The organism is Rhizorhabdus sp. P4_G6, from assembly GCF_056401045.1.
In genome coordinates, this window is sequence record NZ_JBFUKC010000010.1 from 94,889 (window position 1) to 114,561 (window position 19,673).

General features: G+C 67.5%; 21 protein-coding genes. 10 read left to right on the forward strand and 11 right to left on the reverse strand.

What is annotated here, in order from left to right; translation table 11 throughout:
* The first annotated feature begins 70 nt into the window (after positions 1–70).
* Complete coding sequence (locus AC1DPF_RS12135) at positions 71–319, forward strand: hypothetical protein (protein ID WP_477868047.1); 249 nt, start codon at positions 71–73, stop codon at positions 317–319.
* Between the two features lie 595 nt (positions 320–914).
* Here AC1DPF_RS12135 and AC1DPF_RS12140 read toward each other — a convergent pair.
* The 6 genes from AC1DPF_RS12140 to hisG all read right to left on the reverse strand — a co-directional run bounded on the left by AC1DPF_RS12140 (position 915) and on the right by hisG (position 7,323).
* Positions 915–3,014: a sodium-translocating pyrophosphatase gene (locus tag AC1DPF_RS12140; protein ID WP_477868043.1), complete on the reverse strand. Its 2,100-nt coding sequence runs from the start codon at positions 3,012–3,014 to the stop codon at positions 915–917.
* 134 nt (positions 3,015–3,148) lie between these two features.
* On the reverse strand, positions 3,149–4,078 hold the full coding sequence (gene thiL, locus AC1DPF_RS12145; protein ID WP_477868041.1) for a thiamine-phosphate kinase: 930 nt from the start codon (positions 4,076–4,078) through the stop codon (positions 3,149–3,151).
* A 50-nt stretch (positions 4,079–4,128) separates the two neighbouring features.
* Positions 4,129–4,908: a sulfite exporter TauE/SafE family protein gene (locus AC1DPF_RS12150; protein ID WP_477961567.1), complete on the reverse strand. Its 780-nt coding sequence runs from the start codon at positions 4,906–4,908 to the stop codon at positions 4,129–4,131.
* On the reverse strand, positions 4,905–5,360 hold the full coding sequence (nusB, locus tag AC1DPF_RS12155; RefSeq protein ID WP_477868037.1) for a transcription antitermination factor NusB: 456 nt from the start codon (positions 5,358–5,360) through the stop codon (positions 4,905–4,907). Before nusB ends, AC1DPF_RS12150 begins: the two co-directional genes overlap by 4 nt.
* A 3-nt stretch (positions 5,361–5,363) precedes the next feature.
* Positions 5,364–6,656: a histidinol dehydrogenase gene (gene hisD, locus AC1DPF_RS12160; RefSeq protein WP_477961569.1), complete on the reverse strand. Its 1,293-nt coding sequence runs from the start codon at positions 6,654–6,656 to the stop codon at positions 5,364–5,366.
* Positions 6,637–7,323, reverse strand: coding sequence for an ATP phosphoribosyltransferase (gene hisG, locus AC1DPF_RS12165; RefSeq protein ID WP_477869230.1), 687 nt, complete (start codon positions 7,321–7,323; stop codon positions 6,637–6,639). The genes hisD and hisG overlap by 20 nt, the downstream gene beginning before the upstream one ends.
* Positions 7,324–7,659: 336 nt before the next feature.
* Here hisG and AC1DPF_RS12170 point away from each other — a divergent pair, with 336 nt between their 5' ends.
* The 9 genes from AC1DPF_RS12170 to dapD all read left to right on the forward strand — a co-directional run bounded on the left by AC1DPF_RS12170 (position 7,660) and on the right by dapD (position 15,215).
* Positions 7,660–8,082, forward strand: a complete 423-nt coding sequence (locus tag AC1DPF_RS12170; protein WP_477868033.1) for an SUF system Fe-S cluster assembly regulator — start codon at positions 7,660–7,662, stop codon at positions 8,080–8,082.
* Positions 8,079–9,560, forward strand: a complete 1,482-nt coding sequence (sufB, locus tag AC1DPF_RS12175; protein WP_477868031.1) for a Fe-S cluster assembly protein SufB — start codon at positions 8,079–8,081, stop codon at positions 9,558–9,560. The genes AC1DPF_RS12170 and sufB overlap by 4 nt, the downstream gene beginning before the upstream one ends.
* Before the next feature lie 207 nt (positions 9,561–9,767).
* Positions 9,768–10,511 (forward strand): Fe-S cluster assembly ATPase SufC, encoded by a 744-nt coding sequence (gene sufC, locus AC1DPF_RS12180; RefSeq protein WP_477868029.1) that lies wholly within the window; start codon positions 9,768–9,770, stop codon positions 10,509–10,511.
* Positions 10,508–11,584 (forward strand): SufB/SufD family protein, encoded by a 1,077-nt coding sequence (locus tag AC1DPF_RS12185; RefSeq protein WP_477961571.1) that lies wholly within the window; start codon positions 10,508–10,510, stop codon positions 11,582–11,584. Before sufC ends, AC1DPF_RS12185 begins: the two co-directional genes overlap by 4 nt.
* Positions 11,581–12,771 (forward strand): cysteine desulfurase, encoded by a 1,191-nt coding sequence (locus AC1DPF_RS12190; RefSeq protein ID WP_477961573.1) that lies wholly within the window; start codon positions 11,581–11,583, stop codon positions 12,769–12,771. Before AC1DPF_RS12185 ends, AC1DPF_RS12190 begins: the two co-directional genes overlap by 4 nt.
* A gap of 26 nt (positions 12,772–12,797) precedes the next feature.
* Complete coding sequence (locus AC1DPF_RS12195; protein ID WP_477868023.1) at positions 12,798–13,256, forward strand: SUF system Fe-S cluster assembly protein; 459 nt, start codon at positions 12,798–12,800, stop codon at positions 13,254–13,256.
* A 37-nt stretch (positions 13,257–13,293) separates the two neighbouring features.
* Positions 13,294–13,650, forward strand: coding sequence for a HesB/IscA family protein (locus AC1DPF_RS12200; RefSeq protein ID WP_477961575.1), 357 nt, complete (start codon positions 13,294–13,296; stop codon positions 13,648–13,650).
* Positions 13,651–13,722: 72 nt separating this feature from the next.
* Positions 13,723–14,394 carry a pyrimidine 5'-nucleotidase gene (locus AC1DPF_RS12205; RefSeq protein ID WP_477868019.1) on the forward strand — a complete coding sequence of 224 codons (672 nt, stop codon included), beginning with the start codon at positions 13,723–13,725 and terminating at the stop codon, positions 14,392–14,394.
* On the forward strand, positions 14,391–15,215 hold the full coding sequence (gene dapD / locus AC1DPF_RS12210) for a 2,3,4,5-tetrahydropyridine-2,6-dicarboxylate N-succinyltransferase (RefSeq protein WP_477961577.1): 825 nt from the start codon (positions 14,391–14,393) through the stop codon (positions 15,213–15,215). The genes AC1DPF_RS12205 and dapD overlap by 4 nt, the downstream gene beginning before the upstream one ends.
* A gap of 31 nt (positions 15,216–15,246) precedes the next feature.
* Here the strand turns inward: dapD and gloB are convergent, their stop codons facing one another.
* From gloB to AC1DPF_RS12235, 5 genes are all read right to left on the reverse strand, one after another.
* Entirely contained in the window at positions 15,247–15,978 is a 732-nt protein-coding gene (gene gloB / locus AC1DPF_RS12215) for a hydroxyacylglutathione hydrolase (protein WP_477961579.1), read from the reverse strand.
* Positions 15,979–15,980: 2 nt separating this feature from the next.
* A complete protein-coding gene (locus tag AC1DPF_RS12220; RefSeq protein WP_477961581.1) occupies positions 15,981–16,394 on the reverse strand; it encodes a VOC family protein in 414 nt (137 codons plus the stop codon).
* 316 nt (positions 16,395–16,710) lie between these two features.
* Positions 16,711–17,481 carry a hypothetical protein gene (locus tag AC1DPF_RS12225; protein ID WP_477961583.1) on the reverse strand — a complete coding sequence of 257 codons (771 nt, stop codon included), beginning with the start codon at positions 17,479–17,481 and terminating at the stop codon, positions 16,711–16,713.
* Positions 17,481–18,227, reverse strand: a complete 747-nt coding sequence (locus AC1DPF_RS12230; protein WP_477961585.1) for an alpha/beta hydrolase — start codon at positions 18,225–18,227, stop codon at positions 17,481–17,483. The genes AC1DPF_RS12225 and AC1DPF_RS12230 overlap by 1 nt, the downstream gene beginning before the upstream one ends.
* Positions 18,228–18,762: 535 nt before the next feature.
* Positions 18,763–19,668, reverse strand: a complete 906-nt coding sequence (locus AC1DPF_RS12235; protein WP_477961587.1) for an OmpA family protein — start codon at positions 19,666–19,668, stop codon at positions 18,763–18,765.
* Positions 19,669–19,673 lie beyond the last annotated feature (5 nt).

Below are 19,673 nucleotides of genomic sequence, written 5' to 3' on the forward strand. Positions count from 1 at the left end.
TTCTGGAACGCACCCGCAACACGCGGGTTAGAGGCCCTTCATGCGCCAATGACAAGAGGATGCTTTCGCTATGCTGACTGCCGCGCTGCAATGGTACGGCGCGGTCGCGGGCGCCATCGCCGCGCTCCTCGTCTCGCTCGATCTCGGCCGCCGCTGGACCGGCATCGCCTTCGTGATCTTCGTGACCTCGTCGATCGCCCTGATCGCCTGGGGATTCCTCAAGCCCGACGCGGAGGGGATCGGCACCCAGAACATCGTCCTGCTGGTGATCAACCTGATCGGCGTCTACCGCTACCTGATCAGGAAGAAGGCCCCGTGAAACCCCTCTCCCTCAGGGGAGAGGGAGGGGCCCGCCGCGCAGCGGTGGGAGGGTGAGGGCGCGAGCCAACCAAAGGAATGGTTAGTGCGAAGTGACGGAGCGACTGTCCGCCTTTGGCAGTCAGCATAGGGGGAATAGACCTGACAACTGTCATCAGGCTTCGTGTTTCCCGCATTCGACGCGGCCACTTGCGCCGACCTTCCAGCCAGCGGCGCGTGCGTCATGCGCCACGACCTCCGCCCACTCCTCGACGGGGTCCGTTGCCGGGTTGCGTACACTTGGATCAAACAACCGGGAGCAACCCGGATGCTGGCAACTGATCATGAGTTCGCAAAAGGCTTGCGTCCAAAGTGCATCTTGTGTCGTCACGCCCTCACGACTCCGTCCGCCTTCGTGGTTGCTGCCCTTCTAAGCGAATGTCCGCAACCGGGTCGACCTCGTCCGTTCTTTGCATGCATTTGCGCCTGACATATCGTGCCCTCACCCTCCCACGCCTTCGGCGCGGACCCCTCCCTCTCCCCAAGTGGGAGAGGGAATGAAAAAGCCCGTCCGGATCGCTCCGGACGGGCCTCTTTCAACCGATTGCCGCTTCCGATCACATCGCGTGGGCGAGTGCCGCGAGCAGCAGCAGGGCGACGATGTTGGTGATCTTGATCATCGGGTTGACCGCGGGGCCCGCGGTGTCCTTGTAGGGATCACCGACGGTGTCGCCGGTCACGGCCGCCTTATGCGCTTCCGATCCCTTGCCGCCATGATTGCCGTCCTCGATATATTTCTTGGCATTGTCCCATGCGCCGCCGCCCGAGGTCATCGAGATGGCGACGAACAGGCCGGAGACGATCACACCCAGCAGCAGCGCGCCCAGCGCCGCGAAGCCGTTGGCCTGACCCGCGACCTGGCTGATCACGAAATAGACCAGAATCGGCGCGAGCACCGGCAGCAGCGACGGGACGATCATCTCCTTGATCGCCGCCTTGGTGACGAGATCGACGGTGCGGGCATAGTTGGGACGGCTGGTGCCGGCCATGATGCCCGGATTGTCCCGGAACTGCGCGCGCACCTCCTCGACCACCGCACCGGCCGCACGGCCGACCGCGGTCATGCCGAACGCCCCGAAGATATAGGGCAGCAGCGCGCCCAGCAGCAGGCCCACGATGACGTAGGGATTGCTGAGCGAGAAGTTGACCGCCAGGTTCGGGAAATAATGCGTCAGGTCGGTGGTGTAGCAGCCGAACAGCACCAGCGCGGCAAGGCCTGCCGAACCGATGGCATAGCCCTTGGTCACCGCCTTGGTGGTGTTGCCGACCGCATCGAGCGCGTCGGTCTTGACGCGCACGCTGTCGTCGAGCCCGGCCATCTCGGCGATGCCGCCGGCATTGTCGGTGACCGGGCCATAGGCGTCGAGGGCGACGACCATGCCGGCCAGCGCCAGCATCGCGGTCGCGCCGAAGGCGATGCCGATCAGGCCCGCCAGCTGATAGGCGACGACGATGCCGACGCAGATCACCAGCGTCGGCAGCGCGGTCGACTCGAGGCTGACCGCCAAGCCCTGGATGACGTTGGTGCCATGGCCGGTCTCGGACGCCCTGGCGATCGAGCGGACCGGGCGATAGTTGGTGCCGGTATAATATTCGGTGATCCACACCAGCAGCCCGGTGACCGCCAGGCCGACGAGCGCCGAATAGAAGATGTTGATGATCGGGAAGCTGGTATCGCCGACCCCGACCGCGCTGGTCATGTCGCCGAGCACCCAGTCGGTGGCGAAGTAGATCGCCGGAACCGACAGGATCGCGGTGGTCCAGAAGCCCTTGTAGAGCGCGCCCATGATCGACTGGCTCGAACCGAGGCGGACCATATAGGTGCCGATGATCGAGGTGACGATACAGACGCCGCCGATCAGCAGCGGCAGCGACATCAGCTTGCCGATCCAAGCCGCGTCGCCGGTGACGAGCAGCGCGATCAGCACCATCGTCGCACCGACGGTGACGACATAGGTTTCGAACAGGTCGGCCGCCATGCCGGCGCAGTCGCCGACATTGTCGCCGACATTGTCCGCGATGGTGGCTGGGTTGCGGGGGTCGTCCTCGGGAATGCCCGCTTCGACCTTGCCCACCAGATCGGCGCCGACGTCGGCCGCCTTGGTGAAGATGCCGCCGCCGAGGCGCGCGAAGATCGAGATCAGCGATGCGCCGAACGCCAGCGCTACCAGCGCGTCGATGACGACCCGGTCATTGGGGGCGTAGCCGCGCGGCCCGGTGAGATACCAGTAGAACACCGAGATCGCGAGAAGCGCGAGGCCGGCGACGAGCACACCGGTCACGGCACCGGCCCGGAAGGCGACGGTGAGGCCGCTCTGCAGGCTGGTCCGCGCCGCTTCGGCAGTACGGACATTGGCGCGCACCGAGATGTTCATGCCGACATAGCCGGCAGAACCGGAAAGCAGCGCGCCGATCACGAAACCGGTCGCCGAGGTCAGCCCGAGGAAATAGAAGACCAGCGCCGCGACGATCACGCCAACGATGGCTATGGTGCGATATTGCCGTCCGAGATAGGCTTGCGCGCCTTCCTGGATGGCTGCGGCGATGTCCTGCATCTTCTCATTGCCGGCCGATGCGGCCAGCACCTGACGGCTGGTGAACAGCCCGTATAATATGGCGAGCAGCCCGCAGCCGATCGCGACTTCTATGATGAGCATCCTGACTCCCTTCGCTCCGTTCGCGTTCGGATCGGGCTTTTCCGCCCTTTTTTGACCTCAAGACGCGTGGGCGTTCTGTATGTCCGGGATGTCGGCGCGCCGCAAGGCCCGTAATTCAGGCCTTCAGCTGCGGTTCAGCGATGCTCGTAACCGAGATGCGCGGGCAACGGCACCGCGCCATCGCGATCGCGGACGGCGAGCCCCGCCCCCGCCTCGAAACGGCCGATTTCGACCGCGACCGCCGCGGCGGCATCGCGATCACCCGGCGGGACGGCACAGAGCAGCTGATAATCGTCGCCCGCTATGGCTGCGGCGAGCCGCGCTGGGCGATCCTCGCCGAAGCCGCGCGCCTCCGCCGACAGGGGCAGCGCATCGAGATCGACCTCGACCGCAAGATTCGACGCGGCCGCCATGCGCTGCGCATCGATCAGCAGCCCGTCCGACACGTCGGCCATGGCATGGGCCAGACCGCCGAGCACCCGCCCCTCGACGAGCCGCGGCATCGGCAGCCGATAGGCCTTCAGCAGGCGGCGAGGGCCCTCGATCTCGCCCAGTGCAATGCGCAGGCCCAAGCCCGCATCGCCGATCGTGCCGGTGACGAACAGCAGGTCGCCCGGCTGCGCCCCTCGCCGGTCGGGCGCGCCGCCGGGCGCGACCTGCCCGATCGCGGTCAGCCCCAGCACGCGCGCATCGCCCGACGGCTGCGCGACCGTATCGCCGCCGAGCAGCGGCACGCCGAAATGCGTAAGCGCGCGGCCGAGCCCTTCGACGAACGCCGCATCCCAATCGTGCGCGCCGGTCAGGCCATAGCCCATCAGCACGCCGACCGGTTGGGCCGCCTTCGCCGCGAGATCCGACAGATTGACCGCAAGCAGCTTCCACGCGACGTCGCCGGGCGGGTCGCCGGGCAGGTAATGAACCCCCTCCACCAGCATGTCGTGGGTGAAGACGAGATCGCGGCCGATCGGCGCGGGCAACACCGCAGCGTCGTCCAGCAGCGCGCGCGCGCCAGGATGCGTGGCAAGGCCGCGCAGGGCATCGACCAGGCGCTTCTCGTCGCTCATCGCCATTCGTTCACGCCCGTTTCCGGGAGGGAAGCCCAGGTCGTGCCGGTTCAGGCGGCAAGCTGAACCGCCCCGTCCCACAGCAGCTTCGCCCCGAGCAGCACGGTGAGCCCGTATATGATCGTGTAGAAGCGCTCGCCATCGACCCTGCGCACCAGCCACACGCCCGCGAAGGTCGAGGCGGTCGCCACCGGCAGCAGCGCGGCCGAGGCGAGCAGGTTGGCGGTGGAGAACTGCCCGAGCGCGGCATAAGCGGGAACCTTGATCCAGTTCATCACCGCGAAGAATATCACGGTGGTGCCGACGAAGCTGTCGCGATCCAGCCGCTGCGGCATCACCCACAATTGATATGGCGGCCCGCCGGCATGTGCAATCTGGCTGCAAAGGCCCGAGCCGACCCCGCATATCGCGCCGATCCAGTCGGGCAGCCGATGCGACGGCGTCGCTTGCCCGCCACGCTCGACCCAAAGCCGCTGGAGTCCGAACAGAAAGGAAATCAGCCCCACCGCGACCAGCACCCAGGCTTCGGACAAGCTGGCGGCGAACCAGTAGCCCAGCCCGATGCCGATCACCGCCCCCGGCAGCATGACGACCATGATGCGCCGGTCCCAGCTGGCGCGGAACGACCAGACGCCTACGGCATCCTGGACGATGAGCAGCGGCAGCAGCACCGCGGCGGCCTGTACCGGCGGCACCGCCTGCGCCATCAGCGGAATGGCCAGCGTGCCGACCCCGATGAAGCCGCCCTTGCCGAGGCCCAGCAAGACGACGGCCGGTATCCCGAGCAGCCAGAAGAACGGGTCGTTGACGATCGCGGCGCCTTCGATCAAGCGCGCACGTCCCTCGCGATGCCGTCGAGCAGTCCGTTGACGAAGCCCTTTTCGCGGCGATCGTAGAAGGCGTCCGCGACATCGACATATTCGCTGATCACCGTCGCGGTCGGCACGTCTGGCCGGGCGATCAGCTCATAGGCGCCGACGCGCAATATCTGCCGCATCGGGCGGTCGAGCCGCTCGAGCGTCCAGCCGCTGGCAAGCCGGGCGGCAATCGCGGCGTCGATCTCGGCACGGCGGGCATCGACGCCCTTCACCAGATCGTCGAAGAAGCTCACTTCGGCCGCGGCATATTCGACATCCTCGATCGTCGCGCCCAGCCGGTGCTGGTGGAACTCGTCGAGCAGCGAAGCCAGCGGGGTCTGCTCCATCTCCTGCTGATAGAGCGCCTGCGCGGCGGCGAGCCGGGCGGCGCTGCGCGAGCGCGAGCGTTCGTTGATCTTGGTCATAATCTATCGTCCCAGTCGCGCGGCGACCGACGCCGCATGCGCGGGCAGCCCTTCCGCATTGGCGAGCGCAACCGCCGCCGGCCCGATTGCAGCGATGGCCGCCGGATCGAGCGCGATGAAGCTGGTGCGCTTCATGAAGTCGAGCACCGACAGGCCCGACGCGAAACGTGCGCGCCGCCCGGTCGGCAGCACATGGTTGGGCCCCGCGACATAATCGCCGACAGCCTCGGGCGCATGGCGGCCGAGAAACACCGAGCCGGCATGGCGGATGCGATCGAACAGGTCCTGCGGATCGGCAACCGCCAGTTCGAGATGCTCGGGCGCGAGCCGGTCTGACAGCGCGGGCACCTCGCCGAGGCTGGCGACGGTGACGATCGCGCCGTTGTCGGCCCAGCTGGCCCGCGCGGTCGCCTCGGTCTGGAGACGGCCGAGCTGCGCCTCCACCTCGACGGCGACGGCATCGGCGAAGGCGGCGTCGTCGGTGATCAGGATCGACTGGCTGGTCGGATCATGCTCCGCCTGGCTCAGCAGGTCCGAGGCGATCCAGGCCGGATCATTGTCGCCGTCGGCGACGACGACGATTTCGGACGGGCCCGCCACCATGTCGATGCCGACCACGCCGTAAAGCTGGCGCTTGGCCTCGGCCACCCAGGCATTGCCGGGGCCAACGATCACATCCACCGGCCTGATTCGATCGGTGCCATAGGCAAGCGCCGCGATCGCCTGCGCACCGCCGATCCGCCAGACCTCGTCCACGCCCGCCAGCGCCGCCGCGGCGAGGACCAGCGGATTGACCGCGCCATCGGGGGTCGGCGTCACCATCACCAGCCGGTCGACGCCGGCGACCTTTGCGGGAATCGCGTTCATCAGCACCGACGAGGGATAGGCCGCCCGGCCGCCAGGCACATACAGCCCCGCCGCCTCGACCGCACCCCAGCGCGCACCCATCCGCACACCCGCAGCGTCGGTGCGCGCGCTGTCGGCAGGGCGCTGCTCGGCATGATAGGCGCGGATGCGTTCCGCCGCGAGGTCGAGCGCCGCTCGCAGTTCGGCATCCAGCCCCGCGAGCGCGGCGTCGCAGGCGGCACGATCGATCCGCCAGCCCGATGCGTCGAGATCGTGCCGGTCGAACCGGCGCGTATAGTCGGCGAGCGCAGCGTCGCCCTGCGCCCGCACCGCCGCGATGATCGCGGTCACGTCGCGCGAAACATCCTCGTCGGCCTCGCGCCGGCCCTCGACCAGCGCCGTGAACGCCGCCGCGAAGCCGGGATCGCGGCTATCGAGCCGAAGCGGCATCGGGGCCCACCCCCCTGGACTCGACGGCACGGCGGAAACCCTCGACCAGCGGCGCGATCTCGCCTGCGCGGGTTTTGAAGGCCGCGCGGTTGACGATCAGCCGCGACGAGACATCGGCGATCTTCTCCACCTCGGCGAGGCCGTTGTCCTTGAGCGTGCGCCCGGTCGAAACCAGGTCGACGATCCGGCTCGACAGGCCGAGCACAGGGGCGATTTCCATCGCGCCGTTGAGCTTGACGCATTCGGCCTGCACGCCGCGCGCCTCGAAATGGCGGCGGGTGATGTTGGGATATTTGGTCGCCACGCGGACATGGCTCCACTCGCGGACATCGTCGCTCGCCGCCATTGCCACCGGTTCGGCGACCGAGATCCGGCAATGGCCGATATCCAGGTCGACCGGGGCGTAGAGCTCCGAATAGTCGAACTCCATCAGCACGTCCGAGCCGACGATCCCGAGCTGCGCGGCGCCGTGCGCGACGAAGGTCGCAACGTCGAACGCACGCACCCGGATCAGGCCGATGTCGGCGCGGTTGGTGGCGAAGCGCAGCAGCCGGCTGTCCTCGTCACCGAACGCCGGCTCCGGGAGGATGCCGACCGCCGCGAACAGCGGCAGCACCTCCTTGAGGATGCGGCCCTTGGGAACGGCGATGATGATCTGCTCGGTCATATCGGCGCGGGCCATAGAGCAGCGCCGCCCGGCTGACAACGGAGCGCGCCCGCACCGTGCGATCTGCCGGTTGCGAAAATATGTCCGCGCGGGATTAAACCGGTGCCGCCGTTCGTTACCCCCGCAGCGTCCATCCCCCCGAAGGCAATGTACGCGATCGTGCCCCGGGTCGATCCGACCCGTAGCCCGAGATGTCCCGGTCGTGTTCGCCCAACGCGGCCGGGACATCGCGCCCGCGCTGGCGGCCTAATTGCGGGAAGCAGCCTTGACGCCGGGCCGTGCCGGGGCCATCTGCCCAATTGGACCGAATCAATCCGATTGAAAGTCGAACTCGTCATGCGCCTGTCCAGCCTAGCCGATTATGCGGTCGTGATGCTGTCCGCCGCCGCGCGTCACGCGCCGGGCGAGCGGCTCACGGCGACGCTGATCGCCGATGAAACCGGCGTGCCGCTGCCCACCGCGCAGAAGCTGATGGGCCGACTCGCGCAGGCGGGCCTTCTCGCCTCGGCGCGCGGCACCGGCGGCGGCGTCCGCCTCGCCCGCCCGGCAGCCGAGATCAGCCTGGCCGACATCGTCGAAGCCGTCGAGGGGCCGATCGCGATGACCGCCTGCGTCGACGACCATCGCCACGACTGCGGGCTCGAGGGCTCGTGCCTGGTCAAGCCGCACTGGGGCGTGGTCAACGACACGATTCGCGGCGCGCTCGGAGGGGTCAGCCTTGCAATGCTGTCGGGCAATTCTAGGGGAGTGTCGGCATGACCGACACTCGCACCGAAAAGAATCGCGCCGCGATCGACGCCGCCGACAAGGCCTCCAATTACGAATGGGGCTTCACCAGCGACATCGAGCAGGATTTCGCGCCGAAAGGCCTGTCCGAAGACACCGTGCGCTTCATCTCTGCCAAGAAGAACGAGCCCGAATGGATGCTCGACTGGCGACTCAAGGCCTATCGCCACTGGCTGACGATGACGCCGCCCGACTGGGCCAAGCTGGACGTGCCGCCGATCGATTATCAGGACGCCTATTATTATGCGGCGCCCAAGGCGAAGAAGGAGCTGGGCTCGCTCGACGAGGTCGATCCCGAGATCCTGCGCGTCTACGAGAAGCTCGGCATTCCGATCGAGGAGCAGAAGGTGCTCGCCGGCGTCGAGGGCGCGCGCAAGGTCGCCGTCGACGCGGTGTTCGATTCGGTTTCGGTCGCCACCACCTTCCGCGCCGAGCTCGAGCGGGCCGGCGTCATCTTCCGGTCGATCAGCGAGGCGATCCGCGAATATCCCGAGATGGTGCGCAAGTGGCTCGGCAAGGTCGTGCCGATGCACGACAATTATTTCGCGACGCTCAACTGCGCGGTCTTCTCCGACGGCACCTTCGTCTATATCCCCGAGGGCGTGCGCTGCCCGATGGAGCTGAGCACCTATTTCCGCATCAACGCGGAGAATACCGGCCAGTTCGAACGCACGCTGATCGTCGCCGACAAGGGCAGCCACGTCTCCTATCTGGAAGGCTGCACCGCGCCGATGCGCGACGAGAACCAGCTCCATGCCGCGGTGGTCGAGCTGGTCGCACTGGACGATGCCGAGATCAAATATTCGACCGTCCAGAACTGGTATCCGGGCGATGCCGAGGGCAAGGGCGGCATCTATAATTTCGTCACCAAGCGCGCGCTGTGCCAGGGCCGGAACAGCAAGGTCAGCTGGACCCAGGTCGAGACCGGCAGCGCGATCACCTGGAAATATCCGAGCTGCGTCCTTGCCGGCGAGAACAGCGTCGGCGAATTTTATTCGGTCGCGGTCACCAACAACCGCCAGCAGGCCGATACCGGCACCAAGATGATCCATCTGGGCAGGAACAGCCGCTCGACGATCGTCTCGAAGGGCATCTCGGCCGGCAAGAGCAACAACACCTATCGCGGGCTCGTGCGCGTCGGCCCGACCGCCGAGAATGCGCGCAACCACACCCAGTGCGATTCGCTGCTGCTGGGCGACAAATGCGGCGCGCACACCGTACCCTATATCGAGGTGAGGAACCCCTCGGCACAGATCGAGCATGAGGCGACCACCTCGAAGATCAGCGACGACCAGCTGTTCTACGCGATGTCGCGCGGGCTCGACCAGGAGGCCTCGGTGGCTCTGATCGTCAACGGCTTCGCCAAGGAGGTGCTCCAGCAGCTCCCCATGGAGTTCGCGGTCGAGGCGCAGAAGCTGCTCGGGATAAGCCTGGAGGGCTCGGTTGGCTGAGCTTTCGCCTCGCGATCAGGATCGCCGCCTCGACTCCCCACCCCTTCAGGGGAGGGGCTTGAGAAGGCCGTGCCGCACAAGCTGCTGGGGAGAAGCTGGAAGGGGTCGGTCGGATGACGGAAAAGGAAATTTCCGCCGCCGTGTCGCTAATGCACAAAAGGCTCACCTTGTCTGAAGCCGAGGCAATTTACGGAAACGATATCGTCAATGCTGAACATCAATAACCTCCACGCCGAAGTCGACGGCAAGCCGATCCTCAAGGGGCTGTCGCTGACGCTCAATCCGGGCGAGATCCATGCGATCATGGGGCCGAATGGCGCGGGCAAGTCGACGCTCAGTTACGTGCTGAGCGGGCGGCCCGGCTATGAGGTGACCGAGGGATCGGCGACCTTCGACGGCGTCGACCTGCTCGCGCTGGCGCCGCATGAGCGCGCCGCGGCCGGGCTGTTCCTGGGCTTCCAATATCCGGTCGAGATCCCCGGCGTCTCCAACGTGCAGTTCCTGCGCGAGGCGTTGAACGCCCAGCGGCGGCTGCGTGGCGAGGAACCGCTGTCGGGCGGCGATTTCCTCAAGCGCGCGCGGGCGCAGGCCGATGCGCTCGGGCTGAGCATGGACATGCTCAAGCGGCCGGTGAATGTCGGCTTCTCGGGCGGCGAGAAGAAGCGTAACGAGATGGTGCAGATGGGGATCATCGACCCCAGGCTGGCGATCCTCGACGAGACCGATTCTGGCCTCGACATCGATGCGCTGCGCACCATCGGCGGCGGCATCAACATGATCATGCGCAAGCCCGACAAGGCGGTGCTGCTGATCACCCATTATCAGCGCCTGCTCGACTATGTGAAACCTGACTTCGTCCATGTCCTCGCCGACGGCCGCATCGTCCGCACCGGCGGCCCCGAGCTCGCCCACGAACTCGAGCGCGAGGGTTACGGAGCGATCGCGGCGTGAGCCTGTCGCTCCCCTCTCCCCGCGAGGAAGCGTGGCGCTGGTCCGACCTGTCGGCGCTGCCTGGACTCGCCGCCGCCGCACCCGCCGCCGGCGCGCGCGATCTCGATGCACATTGGATCGGCGACGGCCCGCGCCTGCTGTTCGTCGACGGCAGGTTCGATGAGGCGCGCAGCCGCCCCGGCCCGATTGCCGTCGGCCCGACCGGAATCGGCTCCACGCATCCGCTGGCGGCGCTCGCCACTGGCTCTGGCTGGACGCTCGCCGTCCATGAGGACGGGGCCGAGGACCTGATCGAGATCGTCCATGTAGCGACCGGCGGCGCCAGCCACCTGCCCGCGCGCGTCGTCATGGCCGAGGACGCGCAGGCGAGCATCGTCGAGACCTATGTCGGCGACGGCTGGGCCAACCGGCTCACCAGCATCGGGCTCGGCCGCTCGGCGCGGCTGATGCGGGCGATCCGTATTTCGCAATCGTCCGGCTTCACCTCGCTGCGCGACGAAGCGCGGCTGGACGCGGGGGCGAGCCTCGTCACCACCGTGCTCGGCACCGGTCAGGGCAGCAGCCGCATCGATGGTGCGATCCTGCTCGACGGACCGGGCGCCTATGCCGAGCATGGCGGCGCATTGCTCGCGCGCGACGAGCAGCGCCACGAAGCGGCGATTGTCGTCCGCCACGCCTGCGAAGAGGGCACCAGCCGGCAGTTGTGGCGCGCCGTCGCCGACGACAGGGCGACCGTCAGCATGGCGGCGCGGGTCGAGGTGGCGCGCGATGCGCAGAAGACCGATGGCGAGCAGAGCCTGCGCGGGCTGATGCTCAAGCGCACCGCGACCGTGAACCTGAAGCCCGAGCTCGAAATCTTCGCCGACGACGTGAAATGCGCCCATGGGGCGACCGTCGGCGAGCTCGACGAGCGCGCGCTGTTCTACATGATGTCGCGCGGGATCACGCCCGATCGCGCCCGCGCACTGCTGACCCAGGCGTTCATCGCCGACGCGATCTCGCGGATCGGCGAGCAGCGCGCGCGCGACATGTTCCAGGCCGACGCCGAGCGCTGGCTGGAGGGACGCGCATGAACGCGTGGACCCGGGATTTCCCCGCCATCCCCGAGGGCTGGCACTATCTCGACACCGCGGCAACCGCGCAGAAGCCGCAGGCGGTGATCGACGCGATCGACCAGGCCTATGGCCGCGATTATGCGACCGTGCATCGCGGCGTCTATCGCCGCTCCGCCGATATGACGATCGCCTATGAGGCGGCACGCCGGCGGGTCGCGCGCTTCCTCCACGCCCACAGCTCGGACGAAGTGGTGTTCGTCCGCGGCGCGACCGAGGCGATCAACCTCGTCGCGCAGACATGGGGCGTTGCCAATCTCCGCCCCGGCGACCGCATATTGCTGTCCAAGCTCGAGCATCATTCGAATATCGTCCCCTGGCAGCTGATCCAGGACCGCACCGGCGTGGCTATCGACGTCTGCCCGCTCACCGAGGACGGCCGGATCGACCTCGATGCGGCCCAACGCATGCTCACCGAGCGACACAAGCTGGTCGCCTTCGCGCATGTCTCCAACGTGCTCGGATCGCTGCTCGACGCAAAGCGCGCGACTGGGCTCGCGCATGCGGTCGGCGCGAAGATCCTGCTCGATGGGTGCCAGGCGGTGCCGCGGATCGCGGTCGACGTGCAGGCGATCGGCTGCGACTTCTACGCCTTTTCCGGTCACAAGCTTTATGGACCGACCGGTATCGGCGCGCTCTGGGCGAAGGGCGCGCTGCTGAACGCGATGCCACCCTGGCAGGGCGGCGGGTCGATGATCGACAAGGTGACGTTCGAGAAGACGAGCTGGGCGCCCGCGCCGCAGCGTTTCGAGGCGGGCACGCCCAACATCGTCGGCGCGCTCGGCCTCCATGCCGCGATGGATTATGTCGAGGCGATCGGCCTGCCGGTGATCCACGCCCACGAAGTGGCGCTGGTGACGCAGGCGCGCGACGCGCTGTCGGCGATCAACAGCGTGCGGCTGTTCGGACCGGAGGATGCCGCGGGCATCGTCTCCTTCGCGATCGAAGGGGTGCATCCGCACGACATCGGCACCATATTGGACGAGGAAGGGGTGGCGATCAGGGCCGGGCATCATTGCGCCCAGCCGCTGATGGAACACCTCGATATCCCCGCGACCGCGCGCGCGAGCTTCGGCATCTACAATGACGAGAGCGATGTTGCGGCGCTGGCGCGGGGAATCGAACGGGTGACGCGGATTTTCGGATGATGCCAGATAGCGAGCAAGGCGAACCAATGAACGAACCAGGCAAGATCGAGATCGAGGAGGTCACCGCCGTCGCGGCGCCGCCCAAGGCACGCGTCGATCTCGACGATGTGGGCCACAAGCCCGATTATCTCGAAGGCTTCCTGGCGCAAAAACCGGCGTCCGCGGGTGCAGGGGAGCCGGGCGGCGATCTCTACGAGGGCGTGATTGACGCGCTCAAGGAGATCTACGACCCCGAGATCCCGGTCAACATCTATGAGCTCGGGCTGATCTACGGCGTTGACGTCACCCCCGACAGCCATGTCGTGGTGACGATGACGCTGACCACGCCGCATTGTCCGGTGGCCGAATCGATGCCGGGCGAGGTCGAGCTGCGCGTCGGCGCGGTCCCGGGGGTCGGATCGGCCGAGGTCAACCTCGTCTGGGATCCGCCATGGGATCCGGCGAAGATGTCCGACGAGGCGAAGCTGGAACTTGGAATGTTGTAATCTACCCTCCCTGAACGGGAAGGTCTGGAGACGAACCATGAGTGACGTGAAAACCCGCGCCCGTCCCGCCGCGCTGACGCTCACCCCGTCGGCCGAGGCGCGCATCGCGCATCTGATGGCGTCGGCGCCCGAGGGGACGATCGGCGTCAAGCTGTCGACGCCGCGCCGCGGCTGCTCCGGCCTGGCCTATTCGGTCGACTATGTCAGCCAGGCCGATCCGTTCGACGAGAAGATCATGACCCCGGGGGGCGACTTCTATGTCGACGGCGGCTCGATCCTGTACCTGATCGGCTCGCGCATGGACTGGGTCGAGGACGACTTCTCGGCCGGCTTCGTGTTCGCCAATCCCAACGCCAAGGGCAGCTGCGGCTGCGGCGAGAGCTTTACCGTTTAAGCCTCCTCCCCTTATCGCGGCTGGGAAGGCCGGCGGGTTGCCTCGCCTCCCCCCAACCGCTACTCGCCCGCCATGCTTGCCGCCCTCGACCATATCGACGCCTGGATCTTCGATCTGGACAACACCCTCTATCCGGCGACGGCCGATCTGTTCGGGCTGATCGACGTGCGCATGGGGCTGTACGTCCAGCGACTGCTCGGCGTCGATGCCGAGGAGGCGCACCAGATCCAGAAGCGGCTGTTTCGCGAGCATGGCACCACGCTGTCCGGGCTGATGAAGAACCACGAGATCGACCCGCATGAATTCCTCGCCTTCGTCCACGATGTCGAGATGGACGCGCTGGAAGAGGACCGGCGGCTGGTCGAGGCAGTGGCCAGGCTGCCGGGGCGCAAGCTGATCTTCACCAATGGCGATGCCGTCTATGCGGAGCGGGTGCTCGAACGGCTCGGCCTGTCGAAGAGCTTCGAGGCGATCCACGACATCCACGCCTGCGCCTACCAGCCCAAGCCGCATGTCGCGAGCTACGAGTCGATGGTGAAGGCATTCGGGATCGAGCCGACCACATCGTTGTTCGTCGAGGACATGGCCCGCAACCTCAAGCCGGCCAAGGCGATCGGCATGACCACGGTGTGGGTGAACAATGGCTCCGAACTCGGCAGCCATGAGGTCGACCTGAGCTTCATCGACTATGAAATCCATGACGTCGGCCAATGGCTGCACGAAATCACAGGGGGTATGCAATGAGCGGCGATCTGCAGAAGACCATCGAACAGGCCTGGGAAGATCGCGACGCGATCGGCTTTTCGACCAGGGGCGCGGTGCGCGATGCGGTCGAGGAAGCGCTGCTGTCGCTCGACGCCGGCACCCGCCGCGTCGCGGAGAAGGGGGCCGACGGCTGGACGGTCAACCAGTGGCTTAAGAAGGCGGTGCTGCTCTCCTTCCGCCTCAACGACATGGAGCTGATCCCGGGCGGGCCGGGCGGCGCGAGCTGGTGGGACAAGGTCCCGTCGAAGTTCGCCGGCTGGGGCGAGGCGGAATATCGCAGCGCCGGCTTCCGCGCGGTGCCGGGATCGATCGTGCGGCGCGGCGCGCATATCGCCAAGGGCGCGGTGCTGATGCCGAGCTTCGTCAATCTCGGCGCGTTCGTCGGCGAAGGCACGATGGTCGACACCTGGACGACGGTGGGCAGCTGCGCGCAGATCGGCAAGAATGTCCATCTGTCGGGCGGCGTCGGCATCGGCGGCGTGCTCGAGCCGCTGCAGGCCGGCCCGGTCGTGATCGAGGACAACTGCTTCATCGGCGCGCGCTCGGAGGTCGCCGAGGGGGTGATCGTCGAGGAGGGCGCGGTGCTGTCGATGGGCGTCTATCTCGGCGCCTCGACCAAGATCGTCGACCGCGCCACCGGCGAAGTCTTCGTCGGCCGCGTGCCATCCTATGCGGTGGTCGTGCCCGGCACGCTGCCCGGCAAGGATGGCGGCCCCGGCCTCTACTGCGCGGTGATCGTCAAGCGGGTCGACGCGCAGACCCGCTCCAAGACCGGCATCAACGAGCTGCTGCGCGACTGAGGCGGCCCCGCGGAACTGCCCGGCGCAACGATCAGCCCCTGAAGGCGTCCTTCGCGGCGCGGCGGCCGGCCAGTTCCTCGACGGTGGCGGCCCGCATGAACGGATTGGTGGCGCGCTCGAGCGCGATGGTGCTCGGCACCGTCGCCTCGCCGGCCGCGCGGGCCGCGTCGACCTCGCTCATCCGCTGGCGGATCGCGAGGTTGTCGGGCTCCGCGACCAGCGCGTAGCGGCCGTTGGACTGGGTATATTCATGGGCGCAATAGACCCGCGTCTCGGCCGGCAAGGCCGACAGCCGCGCCATGTTGGCGAACATCTGCGCCGGCGTTCCCTCGAACAGCCGGCCGCAGCCCATCGCGAACAGGGTGTCGCCGACGAACGCGGCGCCCTCGGTCGGCAGGTGGATGGCGATGTGCCCGGCGGTGTGCGCGGGGACCTCGATGACATGCCCCTCGATCGCGCCGATCCGGACGATATCGCCCTCGCGCAGCGGCACATCGAGAGTCGGGATCTTGGCGGCCTCGGCGGCGGGGCCGCTGACGATGCAGCCGGTCGCCGCCTTGATCGCCGCGTTGCCGCCGATATGGTCGGGATGCCAGTGGGTGTTCCAGATCTGGCCGATCGTCCAGCCGCGCGCCGCCGCGGCGTCGAGCACCGGCTCCGCCACCGCCGGATCGACCACGACCGTCTCGCCCGAGGCCGGATCGTGCATCAGCCAGACATAATTGTCGCTGAGCACCGGCAGGCGAAGGATCTCGACCGCCATGCTCACCAGCTCCCGACGTTCGGCATCGAAGCCCAGGGCTCGGCGGGCTCGAGCTTGCCGTCCTGGAGCAGCTCGACCGAGATGTTATCGGGGGTCCGCACGAACGCCATATGGCCGTCGCGCGGCGGCCGGTTGATCGTCACCCCGGCGTCCATCAGCCGCTGGCAGGTCTCGTAGATATTGTCGACGCGATAGGCGAGATGGCCGAAATTGCGGCCGCCCTCATAGCCCTTCTCGCCCCAATTATGGGTGAGCTCGACCTGCGCGTCCTCGTCGCCGGGCGCCGCCAGGAAGATCAGGGTGAAGCGGCCCGCCTCATTGTCGAAGCGCCTGATCTCGCGCAGCCCGAGCAGCTCGAAGAAGCGGATGGTGGCGTCGGGATCGGAGACGCGGATCATGGTGTGCAAATACTTCATCGGCCTAATCTAGGGGCCGCGATCGGCGATGCAACGCCTGGAACGGAAGCTGCGCTGCCGGTGACCGCGCGAAGGGCCGATGAGTTTTTTGTTTGGCCCTCAGACGCCGGGCGCAGGACATCCGTCCTGCTTGGCTTCGCGCCAATAAGGCGCGGCGGCCGTTCGGCCTTGCGGAGCCTCGACAGGCTCCGACGCAGAGCTCGGCACCGGGGCACGTCAGTGACCCGCAAGGCCGAACGGCCGCCCGAGCTTATTGCGAGGAAGCCAAGCGGGGCGGATGCCCCGCGCCCGGCGTCTGAGGCAGAACAAATAAAACTCAAGGGCGCGGCCTCGCCGCGTCCTTGAGCGCCAGCGCCGCCGCCTGGCCCGCGTCGCTGTCCGGCGCGGCCTGCGCGGCGCGGGTCCAGGCGGCGCGGGCGTCGTCCATCTGCCCGGCCGCCGCGGCGATGTTGCCGGCTTCGTAGCTGATCGCGGGGTCTCCGGGCGACAGCGCCGCCGCCTCGCGGATCGCGCCATAGGCCAGCGGCATCTCCTTCATCCGGCGGGCGAGATTGGCGCGCAACAGCCAGCCGAGCGGATCGCGCGGCACCAGCTTCGTCGCCTGTTCGAGATCGACCCTGGCGCCGGGCAGGTCGTTGACCGACACGCCGGCGCGGGCGCGATCGAGATAGACCTCGCCCTTCATCTCGTTCGAGAGGCCGGGCAGGGCCAGCGCCCTGTCGAAATCGGCGCGCGCGCGGGCCGGCTCGTCGCCCGCCAGCGCGGCGTTGCCCGCCTGCATCCACAGCACCACCGCCATCGGGTTCTGCGCGATTTGCGCATCGCGGGCGGCGCCCTCGAAGGTCGTGGCGGCGGCCGGCCATTGCTCGAGGCCCGACTGGGCGACACCGAGGCACTGCCGCGCCGCCATGCCGCCGCCGCCCGCGATCCAGCCGCGCGCCTCGGCCTCGGCCTTGGCGGGATCGTTTTTGGCCAGAGCCGCGCATTTCGCGCCGCGCGCCGCATGCTCGGCCTGAGTGGGCGGCGCAGCGGCAGGAGCGGCAGCAGGGGCAGCAACGGCGGTGGCGGCCATGAGCAGGATCAGCATCAGGGCTCCATCAGCTGCGAGACGACGCCCAGCAGCAGGGCGATATCCCCCGGCCGCGACAGGCGATGATCGCCGTCCTTGACCAATATGGTCTGCACATCGGCTGAACGGATCGCGCGCGACAGCCGCAGCGCGATCGAGGTGGGGACGGTATCGTCCAGCTGCCCCTGCAGCAGCCGGACCGGGCCGTCAAAGGCGATCTCGGCCCGCTCTCCCTTGGCGAGCAGCCGGTTGGCCTGCCCCGATTCCCAGAAGGCATAGGTCGTCACATGGGGCTCGTCCGAATAGTCGCCGGGCTGCTCGATCTTCGCCTCCTCGCGCAGCAGCGTGACGACGTCCTCGGAAAAGCCCCAGTCGGTGAAGTCGGGCGCGGCGGCGATACCGACCAGCGCCTGCACCCGGCCAGGCAGCGCGAGCGCCACCAGCAGCGCCAGCCAGCCGCCCATCGACGAGCCGACCAGCACCAGCGGCCCACCGGCCGCGAAGGCCGCGATCGCGTCGAGCACGTCGTCGCGCCAATGATCGAGGGTGAAATCGGTGAAGCGCCCCTCGCTGGCGCCGCAGCCCGAATAGTCGAGCCGCAGCATCGCCCGCCCCTCGCGGCCCGCCCAGGCATCGAGCGCTGTCGCCTTCTCGCCCTCCATGTCGGACCTGTAGCCGGGCAGGAAGACGATCACCGGCCCGCGTCCGGGCCGATAGCGATAGGCAAGCGCGGGCTTGTCCGGGCGGGTGAGATAAGCGGTCATGGGACGGCCCTATAGCGGAGATCGGCGGGCGGAACATGACAAGCTATAAGTGACAAAAATCCGGTTGCATGGGGTTGTTCGCGCGTTTTTTTGTTTTTTCGATTCCGGCGCCCTCGCGCCAGTGTGGTGAACGGCGCATGGCCAGCGGCACCGGCGCGGCCGACAGGCAGGCGCGACGGGGCGGCTGCCCTGCGGTTTGGGAAGCCATCGCGATGGCTGATCTGGCGGGGGCGGGTCGTCATCGGCACGCGATTGGCTAGAGCAGGTTGTGACGAGATTGATCCGCTCATCCTGGCAAGCAGTCGAAGGGCGCGCATCGAAGGTCCTTCGACACGCCCCTTCGCCAAGCTCAGTGGCTGCTCAGGATGAGCGGATGATTCAATCCAACACCGCGTGCCTAGCAGAAACAAGGCCGAAAATCAAGAACGGAACGGGAACAATCCCGCCCGAGCCTAGGGTCCGCGCCCCGCGCGGCCAAGAGGCGACGCCGGGCCGGGCGTGGACTGTCCACGCCCGGCCCGATCGCGCAAGCTGTCTAGAAATGCTGGTTCGAAGCCATCTCGTCGACGCTCTTGCTGACAAGGATATTCACCGCGACGCGGCGGTTCTGCGCCTTGCCTTCCTCGGTGTCGTTGCTCGCCGCCGGGTCGGCCTTGGCCATGCCGGTCGGGGTGAGCATGCGATAGGGTTTCCAGCCGCAGGCCTGCTGGAGATAGTTGATGACGCGACCGGCGCGCTTTTCGCTCAGCTGCTGGTTGAACTCGTCGCCGCCGACCGAATCGGTGTAGCCGACCACCAGCATCAGGGCGTTTTCGGTTCCCTGCGCCGTGGTTGCCGTGTTGCAGAGAGCGGCCTTGTCCTCGGCGGACAACTCCGCCTTGCCGGTATCGAAGTGCACGTTCGTGGTGGCCTTGATATTATATTTGTCGATGTCGCCGAGGCGGCCGCGCAGCGACTCGGTTGCCGCGGTCTGTTCGTCGAAGCGCTGGGCGGTGGCGTTCTGGATCATCGTCGCGGTCTTGAGATCGTTGTTGCGGAAAACGATCTGGCTCGCGACCAGGCCATCGCCCGGTTGCCCGCCGGCCGGCTGCATCGTCTTGACGGTGACGGGCAGGCCGTTGAGCAGCGAGGCCGCGGCGAGCTTGCTGCGATTGGCGCTGAACAGCCCGCCGCCGGTCTTGATCCGCGTGGCATCGTTGACGGCGATGACCGTGCTGGTGCCGTTGGCGGCGGTGACCTTCAACTTGTCGCCGCTGCGCGCGGAGATGATGCCCTTGATCTCGGGCCCGGCCGTCATCACCGGCGGCTGCGGCACGGCGCCATCGACGACGATGCCGGATTCGGACGCGCCCTGCGGCTGCGCGGACAGGCTGCCCGCCATGGGCAGGGCCAGCATGGCAAGCATGACGCGAACAGCTGGTCTTTTCGAAATGATGTGCATGGGAT